Origin of the sequence: Leptotrichia sp. oral taxon 417, assembly GCF_013394865.1 — a bacterium.
GTDB lineage: Bacteria > Fusobacteriota > Fusobacteriia > Fusobacteriales > Leptotrichiaceae > Leptotrichia > Leptotrichia wadei_A.
Window position 1 is genome coordinate 1131781 of record NZ_JABXYV010000001.1, and the last position, 17534, is coordinate 1149314.

Genomic DNA, 17534 nt, shown 5'->3' on the forward strand with positions numbered 1-17534 from the left:
AAGAGGAATAAAAAATGATTACAATTTTATTAATGGTACTTTCATATATTTTAGGAAGTGTGCCAAATGCGCTTTGGATAGGGAAGGTATTTAAAGGAATAGATGTCCGTGAGCACGGAAGTAAAAATACAGGATCTACAAATGCTGCACGTGTTTTAGGGGCAAAATTAGGAATTTTGACATTAATCTTGGATATTTCTAAAGGATTAGTCCCGACATTAATTGCAATTTTGCTAAAAGTGGATTTTTTTGAAAATTTGACAAAAATTGAAAATCTTGATTATGTGCTGGTTGGAATTTGTGCGATTTTAGGACATGTATTTTCTATTTTTATGAATTTTAAAGGTGGAAAAGCTGTTGCGACAACGCTTGGAGTATTTTTAGTTTTAGTTCCAAAGGCTATATTGTTTGCAGCAATTGTATTTTTTGTGGTTTTTGCTATTTTTAGATATGTTTCGCTTTCTTCAATTTTTGCAGCTGTATCGCTTCCTATTTTTACATATTTTTTGTACCAGCAAATAATATATGTTATTTTAGGAATTTTAATAGCAATTTTAATTATTGTAAAGCATAAGAGCAATATTGAAAGATTAAAAAATGGGACAGAATCTAAGTTTAGCTTGAAAAGTAAAAAGTAACGAATTTATAAAGATATAATTGTAAATGAAAATTTAAATTCTTTAGGATATTTATATATCGTGAAAGGAAGGGATAATGATGAAAAATATATTGGTTATTGGTGGTGGAAGCTGGGGAACCTGCCTTTCAAAACTGTTAGTGGAAAATGGACATAAAGTATATTTGTGGGAGCATAATGAAGAGGTTAGAAAAGTTATTCGTGACACAAAGGAAAATCCTAAATTTTTGCCAAATATAAAATTGCCTGACAGCCTTAATGTTGTGGATGATTATGGAGAAATATTAAAAAATCCTGAAAAATATGGAAAAATTGATATTTTATTATTAGCAACTCCAACGCAATTTTTAAGAAATATTTTAAAAAGATTGAAAAATTTCTTAAATTATAATATAATACTGGTGAATGTTGCAAAAGGTTTAGAAATTGCTACAAAAAAAAGAATCTCTGAAATTGTGGCTGAAGAACTGGAAAATAAGGAATATAGCTATGTTTTACTAGCTGGACCGACACATGCCGAAGAAGTGGCGCAAAAATTGCCATCTGCGATACTTTCTGTATCTAAAAATGAAGAAGCTGCAAAAATCGTGCAGACTACATTTAGCAATCTTTATTTCAGAGTTTATACGGGAACGGATCTTATGGGAGCTGAACTTGCAGGAGCATTAAAGAATTGTCTTGCAATTGCAGCGGGAATTGCTGATGGAATGGGGTATGGAGATAATACAAAGGCTGCCCTTATAACTCGTGGAATTAATGAAATGTTTGAAATTGCAAAATTTTATAATGCAAATCCAAAAACATTTATGGGATTGTCGGGACTTGGAGATATTATTGTAACTTGTACAAGCAAGCATAGTAGAAATAGATATGTTGGGGAAAAGCTGGGGCAAGGTCAAAAAATTGAAGATATAGTTTCACACATGAATATGGTATCAGAAGGTGCAGAAACAATAAAGGCTCTTTATAAAATTATAAAGGAAAATAACTTAAAGGCACCTATTTTTACAGCACTTTATGAAGTAATTTATGGTGGAAAGCCAGTTTCAGAACTGGAATCTACATTTATGAGCAGAGATCTGAAGTCAGAATTTTTAAATTAAGAAATATATAAAAAATAAAACTGGAGTGAGGTAATGGAAGATAACAACTTAAACTTAATGTCGTTATATCTAAGTGATATTCAAAAATTTGATTTACTCTCAAGAGAAGAAGAATATGAACTGTTAAAACGAATTAGGGAAGATAATGACGAACAGGCAAGACAATTACTGATTTTATCAAATTTAAGACTGGTAATAAGTACAGCTAAAAAATCTCTTGGGAACGGATTGCCTCTAATTGATTTAATTAGCGAAGGGAATATTGGATTGATAAAGGCTATAAATAAATTTGACTATGAAAAAGGGCATAGATTTAGCACGTATGCAGTATGGTGGATAAAACAGTCAATTAAAAAGGCAATTATCAATATCGGAAGGGATATTAGAATACCGTCTTATAAGTATGAGCAATTATCAAAAGTAAATAAAGTCATAAAGGATTATACTGCCATTCACGGTGAAGCTCCATCAACAGAATATATTGCAAAAAAAGTTGATTTGAAGGAAAGCAAGGTTATATTGCTTTTAGGTGAATTTCAGGATATAATGTCATTAAATGAAACAATAGGCGATAATATTTATCTGGAGGATATTATTGGGAAAAATGATGATGTTGAGGATAAAATAATAAAGGAAGATCAGCTTGTTGAAATGAAGGAATTACTTGAAAAAGTTTTAAATGAGCGGGAAAGACTGATCCTTGAATATCGTTACGGATTGTATGACAATAAAATCCATACATTAAAGGAAATTGGCGAGCAGATGGGGATTACACGTGAAAGAGTTAGACAAATCGAGAAAAAGGCTATAACAAAATTAAAGGAACATTTGGAAGAATACAAGGATATATTATAAAGAAGAGGTGAATGTATGTTACATATAATTGTAGATAGAAAATCGTTATTGAGGGCTATGACCATAGTTGAAAATGCAGTAACTGAAAACAAAGTAAAAGAAGTTCTTTCTGGAATTTATATTGAAACTCAAGGTGAAAAGGCAATTTTGCGAGGAACAGATTTGGAACTTTCTATAAATACAGAAATAGAAGCGCAAGTGGAAGAAGATGGAAGAATTGTCATAAAGCATAAATTGATTGAAGAGTTTTTAAAACAAATTTCTGATGATAAAATAACTTTAATTGAAGAAAGTGGTAAGCTGGTAATTCAGGCAAGTTCGACAAATACAGAATTTTCTTTATATAATGTAGAAAATTTTCCACTTCAGTCAAAACTTGAAAATGGGGTTGAATATGTATTTGAAAAAGGGGAATTGTTAAATAAAATTGAAAATGTGAAAATATCAGCTTCTCCAAATCCAGAAAATCTTGCTGTAAACTGTATTAGAGTGGAAATCGAGGAAAATAAATTAAAACTTATTTCATCTGATACATATAGATTGACATATATTGAAGAAGACTTGGAAGAGTCTCAAAAAAATAAGGAAAATCTTAGCTTGAGTATTCCATTAAAGACAATTGATGGATTAATAAAGATTATGAAGTTAATAGATGAGGAAAAGATTGTAGTAAAATCAGATGGCTCAAAAGTATTTTTCAAATTTTCAAATGTGGAAATATTAACTCGTACGATTGATTTACAATTTCCAGATTATAAATCAATTTTGAATAATTCACAGCATAATAAAAAAATATTGTTAAATACAAAGGATTTTCTGTCAGTGTTAAAAAGAACTGCCATATTTGTCAGAGATAATAAGGAATCTAAAAATGGTGGAATATTTAATTTTTCAAATAATAAGCTGCTGCTTACAGGAACGAGTGAAAATGCACAGATAAAAGAAGAAATTGTAACGATTCAAGAGGGTGAAGATTTAAGAATTTCCTTAAATGTTAAATTTTTACTTGACTATATTTCTACAATTAAAGGAAAAGTTACAGTGTTAGAACTGCTAAATAATAAAAGTTCTGTAATTGTAAAGGATGAAGATAATGATAAATCGCTTTATTTTACAATGCCATTAGCACTTAGAGAAAGTTAATTAAGTTTAAAAATCAGAAAAAATTTAAATTGATTAGAAACAGTTAAATGGCTTATATTTTCATTTTTAAAAGAAAGTATATAGTCAGAATAATAGAAAGGAGAATATGCAATGCCTATAAAAATACCAAATAACTTACCGGCTGTAGATATTTTAGCAAAGGAGAACATCTTTGTAATGGATGAAAGAAGGGCATTGTCACAAGATATTCGTCCTCTAAAATTTATAATAATAAATCTTATGCCTACAAAAATTGAAACAGAAACACAGTTATTAAGACTTTTAAGCAATACTCCGCTTCAAATTGAAGTAACTTTCTTAAAAATGGCGTCTTATGTGTCTAAAAATATCTCTAAGGAGCATATGTCAAATTTTTATAAGACCTTCAATGATATAAAGAATGATTATTTTGATGGGCTTATAATAACTGGAGCACCTGTGGAAAATATTCCTTTTGAAGAGGTTATTTACTGGAAGGAATTAACGAAAGTTATGGAGTGGAGTAAAACTCACGTTTATTCTACAATGTATATTTGCTGGGGAGCACAGGCGGCACTTTATTATCATTATGGAATAAAGAAATATCCTTTAAAGGAAAAACTTTTTGGAATTTATCCTTTAAAAATTGATATTTGCCATACAATGTTATTACGTGGTTTTGATGAAGTGTTTAATATGCCGCAATCACGGCATACAGAAGTACATGCAGAAGATATAGAAAAAATTCCTGATCTGGAAATTATTGCCAATTCTAAAGAAGCTGGAGTGAGTATCGTACGTAGCCGAGATAAACGTAATATTTTTATTATGGGACATTTGGAATATGATAGGATGACATTGGCAAAAGAGTATGAAAGAGATGTAAAATTAGGAAAAAGTATAAAAGTTCCTTATAATTATTATCCAAATGACGATACAAGCAAAGAGCCGCTTTTTGTTTGGCGAGCTCATGCGAATTTATTGTTTTCAAATTGGATAAATCATCATGTTTATCAAGGAACTCCTTATGATTTGACAACATTGGGAAAAGTTCCTAATTTTCAAATTTAGTTTTAAAATAGTTATATTCTTTAAGAAATATTAGTAAAAAATTTTTGAAAACGGGAATAGATTATTTATAGAAAATAATAAAAATAAAAAGCTGTCGAGCAATATTTGTTTAAAAAAATAAATTATGCAAGACAGTTTTTTTTATAAAACTATTAATTAAAAGTAAAATATTTATTGAGTGTAAATAGATATATTTTCAAGCAGAGGAGAATTCATTATGTCAAATGGCATAACCCATCCGCCGCCGTTGGAATCTAGATCTACTTCACGGCCAACTCTTTCTCCTGCTTTTTTAAATACTAAATATACAAATTGCGAGCAGTAAAGCCTCTTGTCAAAATCCTTGGTAAATGTTAATCCATAAGGCTTAGTTATAGTTTCATCAATTTCTTTGAATAATGCAGATTTAAATTTATCATCTATTCCTTTTAGTCTAAAAATAGCAACTTTTCTATTAATATTTTCCCAGGCATATATAGGACTTTCGCTGTAGCCGGCAGAATATGTTGGAAATTCAATTATTTTTTTGTGTTCATTAAGAACAGCGGCATGTCCCCACATTGAACGTAAAGTCGGCTTTTTTGATAAAATAAGAATATCTCCTGGCTGAAGTTTATCGGCATTTGAGATAACTTCATGCGTAGTGTACCAGAAATACTTATCTTCCGGTTTGGTTTTACATATAAGTGAAAGTGTCAGGATTAAAAAGAGCATCAGTCTTTTTATATTTCCCTTTAAATAAATATTCATAATGGATTGTTCCTTTCTAATTATTGGTTTAATATTCAAACTTATGTATATTATATAAAAAAGACACAAATTAGTCCAGCATATTTTTTAATAAAAAAAATTTTAAATATAATTTATTTAATGTAATAAAAGAATTAATTTTTTTTAAAAGAAATGTAAAAAATTACTTGTATTTTTTCTAAGTTTATGATTTAATTAAAGTAGGGAAGTTAAATAAAATTATAATATTTTTAAAATAGGAGGAATGGATGCAAACTAATCCGGCTTTAGCTGAACGGAAGCAAAGAATTGATTCCAACATGTCTAAAATTAAGCATAAAATAGTAGTGATGAGCGGAAAAGGTGGAGTTGGGAAAACAACTACGTCTGTTAATTTAGCCTATGGATTATCGTTGCGGGGATACAAAGTTGGTATTCTTGATGCAGATTTGCATGGGCCTAATATTCCAATTATGTTTGGAAAAGAAGGAGTAAAACTTTCAAAAATTTCTGAACCGCTGGAAATAACAGAAAATCTGCATATATCGTCATTAAGTTTTTTTGTTCCTGATAATTCGCCAGTTGTATGGAAGGGACCGCAAAAAATTACAGCAATAATGGAAATGCTGGAAGGAATTAAATGGGGAGAGATTGACTATTTAATAGTTGACCTGCCGCCTGGAACTGGTGATGAAACATTAGGTATTGCTCAGAATATAGGAACTGATTCAAAGGCAATTATTGTGACAACACCGCAAAAGGTTTCTTTGCTGGATTCTACAAGATCAATAAATTTTGCCAAATTGATTAACTTGAATGTGCTCGGTGTAATCGAAAATATGAGTGGTTTTATTTGCCCTGACTGTCAAAAAGAAGTTAATATTTTTAAAAAAGGTGGCGCTGAAAAAATGGCCCAGGAGAAAAAAACTGACTTTCTAGGATCAATACCATTAGATGGAAATATTGTGGAGTCTAGCGATAACGGATTACCATTTATTTCAAATGATTCTTTAGCATCAAGAAGAATGAATGATATAATTGCTAAAGTAATTGAAAAAACAGAAAACGAAAATAAGTAAGACAAAAAATGTGAAAGGAGAGGTATTTTAAATGTATCGCAATTGTAATATGTTTATTATACAATAGAAAAATGAAAGTATTAGTATTTAACAAGAATGAAAAAACTAGAATGGTAGTGGGACAGTTATTAAAGGAATTAAGTTTTAATGTTATATTGGCAGAAAATGAAGAACAAATGCTAGATGCCCTAAAGACAGAGACTCTCGATATTTCTTTTTTAGATATTAACTCAATTGAAGATTTTCCGTTGTCAATAGAAAAAATAACAAGATATAAAAAACAAAGCTATATTCTAATGGCAATTGAACAAGATGACAGATATGCGAAAACCGAAGCTCTATTGAAGGGAATAGATGACTATGTATACAATGATTTTAGATTGGAAGAGCTTTCAGCCAAATTTAGAGCAATAGTGAGAATTTTGAATAAACGGCTTACTGAAGATGAAATGGGAATTTTGACAGCCTATGATTTAACATTAAATCCTGCAAATAGGGAAGTTAAACGTGATGGAAAAGAAATAGAATTAACAAATAAAGAATTTTTATTATTGGAATATTTCTTGAGAAATAAAAACAGAGTTCTTACTAGAACAATGATTTCAGAAAAAATTTGGGATATAGATTTTGTTTCAGAAAGTAATATTGTAGATGTATATGTTAATTTCTTGAGATCGAAGATAGATAAAGGACATGACCAAAAGATTATAAAAACTGTAAGAAGTGTTGGATATATCATAAAAGAGTAGATTTCTTTAAAAAAATAGAAATAGTGAATATTTTAATTAATTTATTAAACTGTTCATAATTGTAATAATAACAAATTCATAAAAAATATAAATTTTTATTGATTTTATAAAAATAATGTGATAAAATATATTTAAATAACAGATTAGGAGTGATAAAAATGTTTAAACAAATAGAATTACCTTACGGATTTGATGCATTGGAGCCAAGCATTGACACAAAAACAATGGAAATTCATTATGGAAAGCACCATGCAGCTTATACTAATAATTTGAATAGCACATTAAAAGACAATGCACCACAATTTTTGGAAAAATCAATAGAAGAAATTTTAACAAATTTAGATGCATTGCCAGAAAATATACGTGGAGCTGTTAGAAATAACGGTGGAGGTTTTTATAACCACAATTTATATTTTGAAGTAATGGGACCTAATGCAGGTGGAGAACCAAAAGGTAAATTAGCTGAAAAAATAAATGAAGCATTTGGAAGTTTTAACAAATTTAAAGAAGAATTTTCAAAAGCGGCTGCAACTAGATTTGGTTCAGGATGGGCTTGGCTTGTTGTAAACAAAGATGGAAAATTGAAAGTAACTTCAACAGCAAATCAAGATAATCCATTAATGCCAGGTGTAACACCTTGTGGATGTTCAGAAGGAACTCCAATTTTAGGAATAGACGTATGGGAACATGCATATTACTTGAATTATCAAAATAGACGTCCAGATTATATTACAGCTTTCTTTAACGTTATAAACTGGGATGCGGTATCTAAAAAATATGAAGCTGCAAAATAAGTTAAAATAAATTTATAAATTTAGATTGAGTTGGAGTCGTTATTTATAATAATTCTAATTCAGTCTTTTTTATTTTGATTAAAAAAATATTTGTTTATAAAAGTTGACTGAAATGATATAATTTGCTATACTTATAGAGTAATATTGTTATTTCTCATTTAAATAATGAGTTTGTAATAAGTATTACTGGCTATTTTTTATGAGATTTATTACAGATTACTTTAAAATCTAATTCCTGAAATATAACATTTAGTTTAAATTTTGTTTTGAAGGATTTGCAAATAATAAAATATAAAATAAAATTTCAAATGGGAGGAAATGACTATGGAAAAAGTTACAAAAGATATGAATATAATGGAAGCTGTGGAAAAATATCCGATTATTGCGCAAGTATTGATGAGATATGGGCTTGGATGTGTTGGATGTATTATTTCGAGTGCAGAAACTTTAGGTGAAGGGATTGCTGTTCATGGGTTAAATCCAGATATAATTATTGAAGAAGTAAATATGATTCTTGAAAAACAGGAAGGATAATATGAAATTAGTTTAAAAATAAAAATAGGTAGCTTTTTGAGATTTTCATTCAAGTTACCTATTTTTTGATGAATTTATATTATTAACACAAAACCATAAATAATATTTGTTAATAATATGATTCCTACTAGAAATCTATTTATAAATTTGAAGATGTTTTGACTTCCGAATGTGAAAGCTAATGCCAGATTTAAAATAGAATATATTAGAAGTGTTACTGAAAAGTTTTTCAAAATAAAAATTTTTTGAGTTTTCAGCAACATTAAAACTGGCGGTAACAAATAACGGAATGAACTAAAGAAAGCATATAAAAATATAGTCAAAACTTCAAATAAAAGTATAGATACAGTTATTCTCTCTGCAAACTGTACTCGCTTTCCACTCAGGAATAAAATTGAAACAAGCGAGTAAATACGTACAAAAAGTAATAATAATGTTAAAAATGTAAAAGTATTAATCATGTCTTATCTATTCTCCATATATATTTAATAAACCTTATATATTTTATCATATCTGGAATAAATTCTCAAGTAAAATAAAAATCCCAATAAATTTTATTATAATAAATTTTCTTCTCTTGCCATTTTCTCAAGTTCTCTTATCCTGTCGTCAGTAGACGGATGTGTACTAAATAAATTTTTTAGATTTCCAAGGTTTGAAAATGGATTTACGATAAACATATGTGCTGTTGCCGGATCTTCTCTGTTCATTGGAATACTGTGACTGTAACTTTCCAATTTTTGGAGCGCATTACGTAAATATAAGGGATTTCCTGAAAATTCAGCTCCAGCTCTGTCTGCCATGTATTCTCTTTTTCTTGAAATAGACATTTGAATTATAGAAGCGGCTATTGGGGCTAAAAGTGATACTAGCATTGCAGTGGCGACGTTGTTTCGTCTTCTTTCACCATTTCTATTGTCTCCGCTTGATACATAAGGTAAAAATCTTGCAATATTTGCAATTGCTCCAGCAAATGTAGCGGCAATTGTACTAATTAAAATATCCCGATGTTTTATATGTCCAAGTTCATGTGCCATTACTCCGGCCAGTTCGTTATCATCCATCATTTCAAGCAGTCCAGCAGTACATGCAACCGCTGCATTATTTGGATTTCTTCCAGTTGCAAAGGCATTTGGCTGTCGTTCTGGAATTATGTAAACTTTTGGCATAGGTAAATCGGCATTTTTTGCCAATCTTTGTATCAGGTGATATAATCTTGGATTATTTTGGGAATTAACTTCTTGACCATTATAAGCCTTAATAACCATTTTATCACTAAACCAGTAACTGTAAAAACTCATTCCGCCAGCAATTATAAGCCCAATTAATGCCCCTTGCTGATTTCCCAATGCGCCGCCAATTGCTACAAACAGGAAAACTAATCCAAACATTAAAAGACCTGTTTTCATAGTATTTATAAACATAGGTATCTCTTCCTTTCTTTTATTTTTTTATTAGATTTGTTCAGTAATTATATAATTTTAAATTAAATAAATAATAGGTTATAAATTATAAGTTTTTGAACAAGTTTATTATATTATAAAAAGGTGTATTTTTCAATAGATAATTTAAGTTTTATTATTTTCTGGCATAATAGGATTATTAAATATCTCATTAAAAAAACAGAAATCATATTTTATATTATTTTTTAACAAGAGAGCCTGATTTTTTGCAAAAAATCTATAATTAATTCATTATTTAAGTAAAAAATTGTACAAAAGAAAGCAAACTTAAAAATTTTAAATATCAGGAAAAAAAGATTGAAAATATAATTAAAATATAGTATAATAAAAACATATTAATATTTAATTAAATAATATATAAAAAAGGTAAAATTGAGGTGATGAAAATGGGGAACGAAAGTGCAAATATGGAAAACATGTATGAAGGGAAAAATATTGGAATTATACTGGATAAGAAAAATCTGGATAATTTTGTAATTCGAGAATTTGTGCTGAATGAAAATATTAATGAACATCAGAAGCTGGAAATACAACTGGAAATGGATGAAGAGCAAAGGAAGAATCTGGAAAGAATTATTGAAAAGGAAAATGTTGAAATTGAAATTGAACTTTCAGGGTTGGATCAGAATGTCAGAAGGAAGATTTTTTGTGGAATAGTTGATTATTTTGAAATATTAGATTATGGAAGTTATGGATGCAGGATTTTAATGAAGGCATTTTCCAAAAGTGTGATTTTTGATAGGAAAAATGAGAAGAAATATAGAGTTTTTCAAGACACAAGTTTTATGTTTTCAGATATAATTAATGAGATTAATAAAGATTATGCTGATAAAAAGCTGGAAATAAAATATTCTGATATTGCGAAAAAGCAGATTGGCAGTCTTGTTGTACAGTTTGATGAAACAGATTGGGAATTTTTAGTAAGGCTTGCTAGTCAGTTGAAAACTGGGCTGTTTGTAGTTGAGCAGGGGATAATATTGTTTGGAATGGTGGAAATGGGGGAAGTTAAGAAGGAAAATAAATATTTTTCAGATTATTCGCTTGTGAGGGATTATAAAAATTTATATTATAAAGTGCAGTCGAATAAAGTAATAAATCTAGGAGATACTGTTTCTATTTCTGAAAATCCTGAGAAGAACAAAGCTGAAGAAAATAGAAAAAATAGTGAAGATTTTAATGGGAACAAGGGAAGTTTTTCTGTATTGAAAACTAAAATATTTTTAAAGGACTTCATTCTGAAAAGTGAATTTTTGGCAACAAATATGAGCAGTTATCATATATTTAAAAAATATAATAAAAAAATTAGAGGATGTAGAATTGAGGCTAATGTTGAGCGAGTATTTGAAGAAGGTGGAATTGCAAAAATGGAAGTAAAATTTGCAGAAGGGCTAAAAAGAATTGTTCAGGAAAGAAGTAATTCTGAAAGTAATGACAGGGCTTATGATGATTATGGATTGAAAAGATTTCCATTAAGTTATCAGACTTTTTATTCGCAGACAAATACAGGATTTTTCTGTACTCCAGAAGTAAATGACACTGTTGAGGTTTATTTTCCAAACGAAGATGAGCGATTTGCAAAAGTGTCGTGGGCAATTAATAACAAAGGAAATGGAAGATTTAGCGATTATACGAAAAGGAACTTTCAGGTAAATCAGAGCGATTTTAATTTTAACTTGAATTTAAATGCTTTTGAAGTTAAGACAGCTGAAAAATATAGTGTAGAATCACCTAATATAGTTGAAAATGCAGATAATTTTGTAAATAAGGCAACTCAAAATTTGGTGGTGGCATCGGATAATTACTTGGGGATAGAGTCGATTGGGGATGCTGACTTTTATGCTTCTAAAATAAATATTATTGGGAAAGAAAAGGAAATAACGATGGAATCGTTGAGTTCAGATGTGAGAATTAAAGGGAAGAAAGTTCATAGTAATTAAGTATAATATTATTTTAAATCTGTTTAAAGTCGAACTATTAAAAATTATATAAATTTATGGTTTTAATAAAATAGTCATAATTTTTTGAGTTTGTTTTAAGACAATTTTATCGTAAAGAGACTTAAAAATACAGGAAAGTAGCAGAAACAGTCTAAATCCTGCTCTTTTTTCCTGTATTTAAAAAACTTAATTTTAGATAGTGGAGTAATTATGAATTTTTTACATGGAGTTGAGATTCCCGTGTTAGCAAATAACATGAAATATATTTTCTGATTTTTAAATGGGATTTAGCATAAGTTTAATTTATTTTTTTCTTTTATTTCTTACAAATTGTATAAAAGATATAATTTCCTGCTTTTCTGCATCCGTGTAATTTGGAGAATTAAGGATGTATTCATCTAAATCATCATCTGGAATCAGGTCAGCTTGGCGATTTAAAAAGTAGCTTGTAATTGCTCCTGTGATCATACCAAAAGTTCCCATTCCAATGAGTATTAGAAAAATAGCAATTATTCTTCCAATAAATGTATGCGGGTAGACATCGCCGTAACCGACGGTAGTTGCAGTTACAAATGCCCACCATAAGCCGTTGAAATAGGATAGCTTTTCAACATAGGAAACTATCAGGGCAGATACGATAATTCCTAGTACAGCGAAAATTAACAAATAAATAAGTCCATTTGCCCTTAAAATTTTTTTTATTTTTTTATAGAATTTTTTTATAGATAAATAAGTTTTTGTTAGTTTTAAATGCTTAAAAACTCTAGCCAAACGTCTTATTTTAAAAATCCTGAATAATCTAAAAATAGAATAATACGGAATAATTGAAATTAAATCGGGAATATTATTTTCTATAAAATTAAGTTTATTGTCTGAATGTGTAAAGCGGATAAAATAATCGGCTGCAAAAATCAGATAAATTGATACATCAACAAATTCTAAAATCGGATTATTAAAAATACTAATATCGCCGTGTAAATCTAAAATTGTAGTAACAAAGCTGTATAATGCTAAAAAAATAAAAATAACCTGATAACTTATCCTAAATCTTTTGCTTTTATGTAAATTTTCAATTTTCTTTTTCATAAAAATACCTGTTTTATTTAATAACTTTTCTGTATGTTACCAGCAACGGATTCCAAACACTTGCATTTGTTGGAGAATATGCAAAGTCAATTTCTATAAATTTTTCAATAGGCGTTTCAAGAGTAATAACAATAGCCATTTGGTCTACAAATTGAGCAACTGCTTCCTTTCCAGCCATTGCTCCACCAAGAACAATTTTTTTATCCTTATCGTAAATGATTTCAGCGCTTGCAGGAACAGAATCTTCAAAGCCTGAATTTTTATACATTGCTTTCATTGAAACAACTTCGGCATTATATCCTAATTCTAGTGCTTCTTTTAGTGAAAGTCCAGTTTGTGCCAGTTTCACATCATAAAATGAAGTTGCAAAAGAACGGATCAATCCTTTCCAGCTTACATCTTTTCCTGATAAATGTTTCGCAAGGAACATTCCATGCTTATTTGCCACATCTCCAAATGGAGCATATAAATTTCTGTCAGTTTTGTAATATTTGTTAAAAATACAATCTCCAATTGCATATACATCTTTAATATTTGTTTCAAATTTATCATTGACAGTAATTTTTCCAGAATCGGTTTTTAATTCTTTAGGCAGAAAATCAATATTTGGAGTAATTCCGATGCTAAATAATGCAATATCAAAATCCACAGTTTCTCCATTGTCTAATTTTACTGATTTTGCTACATTGTTTTCAGAAATAATTTCCGAAACTCCTGAATTTAATTTTAATGTAACGTTGTTTTTTTCTATTTCCTTATAAATTCTTTTTTTCAAATTTTCAGAAACATTTGGAAAAATTTGGTCAGCCTTTTCAATCAATGTAACATTTAATCCATTTTTTCTAAATGATTCAGCCATTTCCAGCCCAATGAACCCAGCTCCTACAACAACTGCATTTTTTAATCTTGATTTATTTTCATTCAGGAAATCCTTTATTTTAAAGGCATGCTCTGCATGGGATAAAGTAAATACATTTTCCAAATTTTCAGAATATCCAGCAATATTTGGTACAAATGATTTTGCTCCAACAGCAATTACCAATTTGTCATAAGAAATTGTCCCGTTAATTTCATTGCCTTTTACTGTTAAAGTTTTATTTTCAAAATCTATTTTTGTAACTTCGTGATGAATTTTCACATTAATTCCACGATTTATAAAATCTTCAGGCGTTCCGTGCAGAACATCGCTTTTTTTCAATTCATCAGCGATAAAATAAGGTGTTGGACATCCAGCCCAAGCCACATAAGATGACTTTTCAAATAAAATAATTTCATCTTCAGGATTTGCCTTTTTATATTGAGTCGAAAACATCATTCCGGCTGCTCCGCCTCCAATTACAACTATTTTCATAATATTTATTGTATGATAATTTTTTTATTTTTTATCATACGCTCCTTTCAATTTTTTGTCTTATTATTATTTTTTATTTAATTTGTTAAATAAATATCGAAGTCTGCTTGCTACCATTTTTATTCCCACTTTATTATCTTTTCCACGTGGAATTATAACGTCTGCATATCTTTTGGAAGGTTCAACAAACTCCAAGTGCATCGGTTTTACAGTATTTATATATTGATTTTTTATACTTTCAAAACTTCTCGCACGTTCATTTAGATCCCTTTCAATTCTTCTTAAAAGTCTTTCATCATCATCAGTATCCACAAATAATTTTGCATCAAAAAGTTTTCTGATTTTTGCGATGGCAAGCACTAAAATTCCCTCCACAATAATTAAATTTGCAGGCTCAATATGCTGAGTCTCATTAATTCTGTTATGAACTTGGAAATCATAAATGGGTTTTTCAATGGATTTTCCATCTTTTAATGCTAAAATATGCTTTTCAAGCAAATCAAAATCAATCGCATCTGGATGGTCATAGTTCAGTTTAGTCCTTTGTTCATAAGTTAAATGGTCATTTCTTTTGTAATAGGAATCCTGTTCAAGTAAAATCGAATGAATCCCTGTTCTTTCCAAATTTTCAATTATAGCTTGAGTTACACTAGTTTTACCAGAACCAGTCCCTCCTGCAATTCCGACAATTATAGTTTGATAGCTCATAAAATATTTCCTCCTGAATACATTTTGCAATTTTTTATTTTAGCAGAATAATGTCTTATATTTTAATTAATTTTAGCATTTTTTTTATACTTTTACAATTGTAAAAGATTAAAATTTTTTATATTTCAAAAATATTAAATTTCTAATAAAAGTATTTGAAAAAAATTTAATTATATGATAAAATTAAAATATAGTTAAATATTGGAGGGGTTATGAATAGAGAAAATGAGATTTTTGAAAAAGAAATGCTTGGAAAAAGTCTAAGAGAAATGTTTTTTGAAATGAATGTGGAAATGCAGGAGAGGTTTCAGGAAATTAAAGACAGGTTTTTAGAAGTAAAGATTGCTGAAAATTCCGATAATGAAAGCATTTTTGTTGAAACAGTGCTGGTAAAAAGTGAGGATGTATTTAAAATGGATGGTGTATTTTTTCCAGTAACTGATAAAGTGGATATTTTTAGTGAAGATTATGGAAATATTTATTTAGAAAATGTTTATTTAAATTTGGATTTACGTAAAATTAATGAGGTTTCTGAAAGGGAATTTACTGGATGGGTAAATATTGATGGGAATAATTATGAAATTAAGGTGAGATTTGCAAAGGATGAGAGTTATTTGGATGAAATAAAAAAATTGCATAATTCATTTGAGCTGAATGGAAAAAGCTGGAAAACTCTTAATATGGCGCATTTTATGAGATGTTATAAAGTTGAGCTGATTGAATATGATTTTGAAATTGAAAGGGATGTTTTAGAAAAAATTCAAAATGGGGATTGTGAGATTACTTATGATTTTGAAGAGATTCAAGATAAAGTGCTAAGAAATAGGGAATTGCTTTGGAATATTGAAAAAAAGAAGATTATAAGCACTATATTTGTACGTCCAGTAAAAATTGATTTATCCTTTGAATATACAATAAATTTTGAAGATAATGAGCAAATTTTAGTGTCAAATCACGAAAATGAAGATATTCTTTGCTGTTATTACAGCGGAAAAAATAAGTTAAACATTGTTTCAAAGAAAAATACAGGTGATGTATGGGATATTTTTTCCATAAAACCAATAGAAAAATGCAGGAAAATGCTTGAAATTTTTGAAAAAAATAGTGAAAATCAGGAAAATTATTTTCATTTTACAAATTTTAAAAATGAAAGTTTTATTGATAAAATTCAAAAAAAAAATAAAAATACAAGAAGCCGTGCATTTTTGGAAAAATATTTTTTGGAATATGAGTTTACAAAGGATGAAATTGTGCTAAAAGATATTAATTTTAAGGAAAATGCTGAAGAAAATCTGGACATTTATGACTGCAACGAAAATTTGAGGAATGAATTTCAAAGGGAATATTTTAATAAAAAGCCTAAGTTAAACCTGTTTGTGGAAATTAAGAATTTTAATGAATATTCAGAGGATAAAGTGAGTTTTTTAATTTCAGAAATCCAGAATAATTACAGTGAATTTGAGTGCAGGGGGTATTTGCATGGCGAATAAAAATAAAAAAGGATATCCGTATATATGGGCAGTTCCTATAAATACACAATTTGAGCTGGAAAATAATGTATCAGCATATATTGAGGTAAATGATGATTTTTTTTATGACAAATTCGAGAAGAAAAAGGCTGTGAAAGTAAATCCTTATGTGAGATTTAATAAAATTTTTACTGATTTTGTAAATTATTATGATAATTTTTTTGAAATTGAAAGCAAACTTCAAAAGGATAACAAAATTAAAAATTTGACAATGGAAAATGTTATTAAAAAAGAATCTAAAATAAACAGTTTTAGACGTAGAAAAAATGCAGCTGATGAATCAAGAGAAGATAAAAATGAGCATATCTTAAAGAATTTTAAGAGAAATATTGAAAATAATGCGATAAGTTATTTAAGGGAACTCGATTTTGCAAGTGGAACGACAGTGATTGACATTGTTTGTGAAAAAATTTCAGAAGATATAAGAAAAGGAATTTTAGGAAAGAATTTAAAAAAACATTTTTTGCTTTTGGATAGGGAAGAGCAGGAATATGTGGCACTTTTGATTTATAATGAAAAAATTAATAATGTCAATTCTATGAAAAATTTTAAATTTGGAATTAAATACTTTTTTTTAGATTCGCTTATTTATAGAGAAAAACATCAAAAAAATAAAATAATAATTTATATAAATAATGAAAAAAATAAAGAAAATATTGCAAAAATAAAAACTTTAGAATTATTATTTCTGGAATTTGGACTGGAATTGAAGGTCTTTTGGAAGAATCATTTTGGAGTTGTAAGTGTTGGAGAAACAGTAAAAATTGATGAAATAGCAGTTTTTTAA

At 28.6% G+C, this 17534-nt stretch carries 17 protein-coding genes; 12 read left to right on the forward strand and 5 right to left on the reverse strand.

Translation table 11 applies throughout. The features are described 5' to 3' along the window. Positions 1-14 precede the first annotated feature (14 nt). The 5 genes from plsY to metA all read left to right on the forward strand — a co-directional run bounded on the left by plsY (position 15) and on the right by metA (position 4788). Positions 15-638: a glycerol-3-phosphate 1-O-acyltransferase PlsY gene (plsY, locus tag HW276_RS05365; protein WP_147003502.1), complete on the forward strand. Its 624-nt coding sequence runs from the start codon at positions 15-17 to the stop codon at positions 636-638. Between the two features lie 79 nt (positions 639-717). Continuing rightward, positions 718-1740, forward strand: a complete 1023-nt coding sequence (locus tag HW276_RS05370) for an NAD(P)H-dependent glycerol-3-phosphate dehydrogenase (RefSeq protein ID WP_147003503.1) — start codon at positions 718-720, stop codon at positions 1738-1740. 33 nt (positions 1741-1773) lie between these two features. Further along, on the forward strand, positions 1774-2595 hold the full coding sequence (locus HW276_RS05375) for an RNA polymerase sigma factor RpoD/SigA (protein WP_147003504.1): 822 nt from the start codon (positions 1774-1776) through the stop codon (positions 2593-2595). 15 nt (positions 2596-2610) lie between these two features. After that, a complete protein-coding gene (gene dnaN / locus HW276_RS05380) occupies positions 2611-3738 on the forward strand; it encodes a DNA polymerase III subunit beta (RefSeq protein WP_178937701.1) in 1128 nt (375 codons plus the stop codon). Between the two features lie 111 nt (positions 3739-3849). Next, complete coding sequence (gene metA / locus HW276_RS05385) at positions 3850-4788, forward strand: homoserine O-succinyltransferase (RefSeq protein WP_147003506.1); 939 nt, start codon at positions 3850-3852, stop codon at positions 4786-4788. A 171-nt stretch (positions 4789-4959) separates the two neighbouring features. Here metA and HW276_RS05390 read toward each other — a convergent pair whose 3' ends face one another. Next, on the reverse strand, positions 4960-5538 hold the full coding sequence (locus HW276_RS05390; RefSeq protein WP_147003507.1) for a YiiX/YebB-like N1pC/P60 family cysteine hydrolase: 579 nt from the start codon (positions 5536-5538) through the stop codon (positions 4960-4962). 248 nt (positions 5539-5786) lie between these two features. On the opposite strand from HW276_RS05390, the gene HW276_RS05395 reads away from it, so the two are divergent. From HW276_RS05395 to HW276_RS05410, 4 genes are all read left to right on the forward strand, one after another. After that, entirely contained in the window at positions 5787-6596 is an 810-nt protein-coding gene (locus tag HW276_RS05395) for an Mrp/NBP35 family ATP-binding protein (protein WP_147003508.1), read from the forward strand. A 71-nt stretch (positions 6597-6667) separates the two neighbouring features. Then, positions 6668-7345, forward strand: coding sequence for a response regulator transcription factor (locus HW276_RS05400; RefSeq protein ID WP_147003509.1), 678 nt, complete (start codon positions 6668-6670; stop codon positions 7343-7345). A gap of 158 nt (positions 7346-7503) precedes the next feature. Further along, positions 7504-8139 (forward strand): superoxide dismutase, encoded by a 636-nt coding sequence (locus HW276_RS05405; RefSeq protein ID WP_178937702.1) that lies wholly within the window; start codon positions 7504-7506, stop codon positions 8137-8139. Between the two features lie 324 nt (positions 8140-8463). Continuing rightward, positions 8464-8673 (forward strand): DUF1858 domain-containing protein, encoded by a 210-nt coding sequence (locus HW276_RS05410; RefSeq protein ID WP_018450121.1) that lies wholly within the window; start codon positions 8464-8466, stop codon positions 8671-8673. A 557-nt stretch (positions 8674-9230) separates the two neighbouring features. Here HW276_RS05410 and htpX read toward each other — a convergent pair. After that, positions 9231-10097: a zinc metalloprotease HtpX gene (htpX, locus tag HW276_RS05415; protein ID WP_147003510.1), complete on the reverse strand. Its 867-nt coding sequence runs from the start codon at positions 10095-10097 to the stop codon at positions 9231-9233. A 425-nt stretch (positions 10098-10522) separates the two neighbouring features. On the opposite strand from htpX, the gene HW276_RS05420 reads away from it, so the two are divergent. Further along, on the forward strand, positions 10523-12073 hold the full coding sequence (locus HW276_RS05420; RefSeq protein ID WP_178937703.1) for a contractile injection system protein, VgrG/Pvc8 family: 1551 nt from the start codon (positions 10523-10525) through the stop codon (positions 12071-12073). 303 nt (positions 12074-12376) lie between these two features. Here the strand turns inward: HW276_RS05420 and HW276_RS05425 are convergent, their stop codons facing one another. From HW276_RS05425 to udk, 3 genes are all read right to left on the reverse strand, one after another. Continuing rightward, complete coding sequence (locus tag HW276_RS05425) at positions 12377-13159, reverse strand: ion transporter (RefSeq protein ID WP_178937704.1); 783 nt, start codon at positions 13157-13159, stop codon at positions 12377-12379. 13 nt (positions 13160-13172) lie between these two features. Then, on the reverse strand, positions 13173-14510 hold the full coding sequence (locus HW276_RS05430) for an FAD-dependent oxidoreductase (protein ID WP_178937705.1): 1338 nt from the start codon (positions 14508-14510) through the stop codon (positions 13173-13175). Between the two features lie 66 nt (positions 14511-14576). Beyond that, on the reverse strand, positions 14577-15218 hold the full coding sequence (gene udk, locus HW276_RS05435) for a uridine kinase (RefSeq protein ID WP_147003514.1): 642 nt from the start codon (positions 15216-15218) through the stop codon (positions 14577-14579). Between the two features lie 212 nt (positions 15219-15430). On the opposite strand from udk, the gene HW276_RS05440 reads away from it, so the two are divergent. Then, the gene (locus tag HW276_RS05440; protein WP_178937706.1) at positions 15431-16708 is read left to right on the forward strand and encodes a hypothetical protein; all 1278 of its coding nucleotides are present in this window, start codon (positions 15431-15433) and stop codon (positions 16706-16708) included. Further along, positions 16698-17534, forward strand: a complete 837-nt coding sequence (locus HW276_RS05445; protein ID WP_178937707.1) for a hypothetical protein — start codon at positions 16698-16700, stop codon at positions 17532-17534. The genes HW276_RS05440 and HW276_RS05445 overlap by 11 nt, the downstream gene beginning before the upstream one ends.